This window comes from Proteus sp. fly-1067 (assembly GCF_040139345.1).
In the GTDB taxonomy this organism is placed as follows: Bacteria; Pseudomonadota; Gammaproteobacteria; order Enterobacterales; family Enterobacteriaceae; genus Proteus; species Proteus vulgaris_B.
Map to the genome: position 1 here is coordinate 1 of NZ_JBEEUL010000033.1, position 3,371 is coordinate 3,371.

The window sequence follows — 3,371 nt, forward strand, 5'->3', positions numbered from 1 at the left end:
AAACCCAAAAACAAGAGGAGAAAGCGCATGCCGATGACGACCAAACAACGGCTTGATGTGCCATTGAAAATTAAGTCAGTTAGTGATTCTGGTGAGTTTGAAGGTTACGGCTCTGTTTTCGGGGTAAAAGACAGTTATGCCGATATTGTGATGCCGGGGGCTTTTCTTAATTCCCTGAGTCAGTGGAAAGAAAAAGGTGCGTTACCTGCTTTACTTTGGCAACATCAAATGGCTGAGCCTATTGGTATTTATACCGAGATGCGAGAGGACAGTACTGGGCTTTATGTGAAAGGGCGCCTGTTAATTGATGACGATCCTTTATCTAAACGTGCACATGCTCATATGAAGGCCGGATCACTCTCCGGCCTTTCTATTGGTTACATTCTTAAAGATTATGAATATGACCGCAGTAATGATGCCTTTCTACTGAAAGAAATCGACCTATGGGAAGTCAGCTTAGTGACATTTCCTTCCAATGATGAAGCGCGAGTCAGTGATGTGAAGTCGGCATTTGCTCGTGGTGAATTACCCACACAAAAAAGTATTGAGCGAGTCCTGCGCGATGTTGGGCTTTCGCGAACGCAAGCTAAGGCTTTTATGGCCAAGGGCTACGATGCACTTTCTCTGCGTGATGTTGAGCAAGAAGCATTAGAAACATTGAAATCTATTTTTAAATAATAAAGGAAAAATTATGGCTATTGATCATAAAGACGTCAGTGAAGTTGCGCAGGAATTAAAAGGTCAGTTTGACGAATTTAAAAAGTCGAATGATAAACGTATTGATGCGATTGAAGCTGAAAAAAGTAAGTTATCAGCAACCGTTGATAACTTAAATAGCAAATTATCAGAGCTGGATGAATTAAAAAGCAATTTAGAAGCTGAACTCGCTTTGGTAAAACGTCCAGATGGTAACGTGACGAATAAAGACGTCTCTGAGCATAAAACTGCGTTTGAATTGTTTGTGCGTAAAGGCACCGATGATGGGCTTGCGGAATTAGAGCGTAAAGCAATGCAGGTCGGTTCAGATCCTGACGGCGGTTATGCAGTACCCGAAGAACTGGATCGTAATATCATTACGGCATTACGTGATGAAGTGGTTATGCGCCAAGAGTGTAATGTGATTACGGTTGGCACAGAGAAGTTTAAACGCCTGATTAACCAAGGTGGCACAAATAGTGGATGGGTGGGTGAAGTGGACAAACGTCCCGAAACTAACACATCAAAACTCGCTTCTATTGAACCGTTCTGGGGGGAAATCTACGGTAACCCTGCCGCCACTCAAACCATGCTTGATGATGCCTTTTTTAATGTTGAGCAATTCATCACTAGTGAGTTAGCTACAGAATTTGCGGAGCAGGAAGAAGCGGTATTTACCCATGGTGACGGTATTAAAAAACCTAAAGGCTTGTTGGCATACGGCAGTGACGATAAAGGCGACAAAGAGCGTGAATGGGGTAAGTTACAGCATTTGTTATTGAAAGAACCGACAGAAATTACCGCGGATGAAGTCATGAAATTAATTTACACCATGCGAAAAGTTTATCGTACAGGTGCTAAATTTATGATGAATAACAATACATTATTCCAAGTTCGCACACTGAAAGATGCTCAAGGTAATTATTTGTGGCAACCCGGTCTGCAATTAGGGCAACCTTCTGCATTATTAGGGTATGGCATTGCAGAAAATGAGCAATTTGATGATGTCTCTGCTGATGCTGTGCCGATTGCTTTTGGTAACTTCAATCGCTGTTACACCATTCTTGATCGTATTGGTGTTCGTATGTTACGTGACCCGTACACCAACAAACCGTTTGTACATTTCTATACGACGAAACGCGTTGGCTCTATGTTGGTTGACAGTAATGCGGTGAAGTTACTGAAAGCTGGAGCCACTAAATAATCTGAGTTTATGTATCTCAGTTTCATATATACCGCTTAATTGCGGTTTTTTTGTGCCTGCGATCGGGATAGATCGCAGGATTTATTGGAGGTTTCATGGCATTCCCAACTATCGATGAATTGAAACGCCAATGCTATATCGATGCTGATCAGGATGATGATTTACTTCAACAAAATCTATCATCAGCGATAGCCGAAGTGGAAAGATTAACAAACCGAAAATTGTATGATGATGAAATACCTGAAAATGATCATTATGGCTTACTTCTTTCCGAAGATATAAAAATAAGGCTCATGCAAATGGTTGGTTTTTGGTATGAGAATCGTGAAGGTCAATCACTCCCCGAGTCGCTATGTAATGCATTGCGTGAATATCGTATCAGACCCATGCGAGGGCAATCATGAAAGCAGGAAGATTGCGTCAAACTGTCATATTTCAACAGAACGTACCCATTAAGTTACCTTCAGGGCAACTTAAAAAAGAGTGGATTGATATCGCTTCCGTGCGGTGCGAAGTAAAACATCTTTCTGGTCGTGAACTGATATCCGCTAATGCTGAAATGTCAGAGGTTACTGTTAGAGTGTGGATGCGTTATCGACCCGATATTAACAGTACCTGCAGAATGGTTTGGCATGAGCAAATTTATGATATTCAGTCAGTCATCCCTGATGAGAAATTGACTCGATTAGAATTACTATGCAAACAAGGAGTTAAACAATCATGAATTTGGATTTCTCCGATCTACTCGACTTATCAAGAGAGTTAGATGTTTTAAGTCGAGCTGAAAGTCATCAAGCGATGCGAAAAGCAACCAATGCGGCCGCAACGTTATTACGTGATGAAATCAGAACGTCCGCGCCACGAAAGACGGGAAAATTAGCACGAAATATAGTGACCCGTAATCACAGAATGCGCAATAAAGGTGAGGTTTCTTCGGGCGTTTATGTTCGAGGAAGTAACGCATCAGGTACAAACAGTGATACCTCGATGAAAAGTGATCATCCTAACAATGCCTTTTATTGGCGCTTTCTTGAAGAGGGCACTTCTAAAATGGCGCCAAGGCCTTTTATACGTCCTACTTTTGATCGTGAATCGGATAAGGCAGCCAATTTAGCCATTAGCGAATTAAATAGAGCGATTGATGAGGCGCTAGGAAAATGACAGAGGCGGATATCTACGCAATTTTATCACCTGTATTACCTGATAAAGTTTTTCCGTATGTTGCTCCACAATCAAACCCTGCAATAACAGCGCCTTGGTGTGTCTTTTCTTTGTACGATGTCAAAGGCGATGTACTGAAAGGGCAAGCCGAAACGATGACGAATATTCAGGTTGATGTTTATGCCGATACGATTGATGAGGCGAGAACGCTTCGCTTGTTATTTGCTAATGCATTAACAAAATTAAGCCCTGTTGAAATTTCAGAAAAACAAGGCTACGAGCCTGATACAGGATTGTTTAGAGCAACATT

6 protein-coding genes are annotated in these 3,371 nt (G+C 41.7%); all 6 read left to right on the forward strand.

Annotated elements, in window-relative coordinates:
• Positions 1 to 33: 33 nt before the first annotated feature.
• Complete coding sequence (locus tag ABN217_RS18690) at positions 34 to 678, forward strand: HK97 family phage prohead protease (protein WP_349459771.1); 645 nt, start codon at positions 34 to 36, stop codon at positions 676 to 678.
• Positions 679 to 691: 13 nt separating this feature from the next.
• Positions 692 to 1,900 (forward strand): phage major capsid protein, encoded by a 1,209-nt coding sequence (locus tag ABN217_RS18695; protein WP_349459769.1) that lies wholly within the window; start codon positions 692 to 694, stop codon positions 1,898 to 1,900.
• A 95-nt stretch (positions 1,901 to 1,995) separates the two neighbouring features.
• On the forward strand, positions 1,996 to 2,304 hold the full coding sequence (locus ABN217_RS18700) for a head-tail connector protein (RefSeq protein WP_115350927.1): 309 nt from the start codon (positions 1,996 to 1,998) through the stop codon (positions 2,302 to 2,304).
• Positions 2,301 to 2,624: a phage head closure protein gene (locus tag ABN217_RS18705; RefSeq protein ID WP_196544019.1), complete on the forward strand. Its 324-nt coding sequence runs from the start codon at positions 2,301 to 2,303 to the stop codon at positions 2,622 to 2,624. The genes ABN217_RS18700 and ABN217_RS18705 overlap by 4 nt, the downstream gene beginning before the upstream one ends.
• Entirely contained in the window at positions 2,621 to 3,061 is a 441-nt protein-coding gene (locus tag ABN217_RS18710) for an HK97-gp10 family putative phage morphogenesis protein (protein ID WP_023582509.1), read from the forward strand. The genes ABN217_RS18705 and ABN217_RS18710 overlap by 4 nt, the downstream gene beginning before the upstream one ends.
• On the forward strand, positions 3,058 to 3,371 hold a 314-nt coding region (locus ABN217_RS18715), incomplete at its 3' end, for a hypothetical protein (protein ID WP_349459770.1). The genes ABN217_RS18710 and ABN217_RS18715, both read left to right, overlap by 4 nt.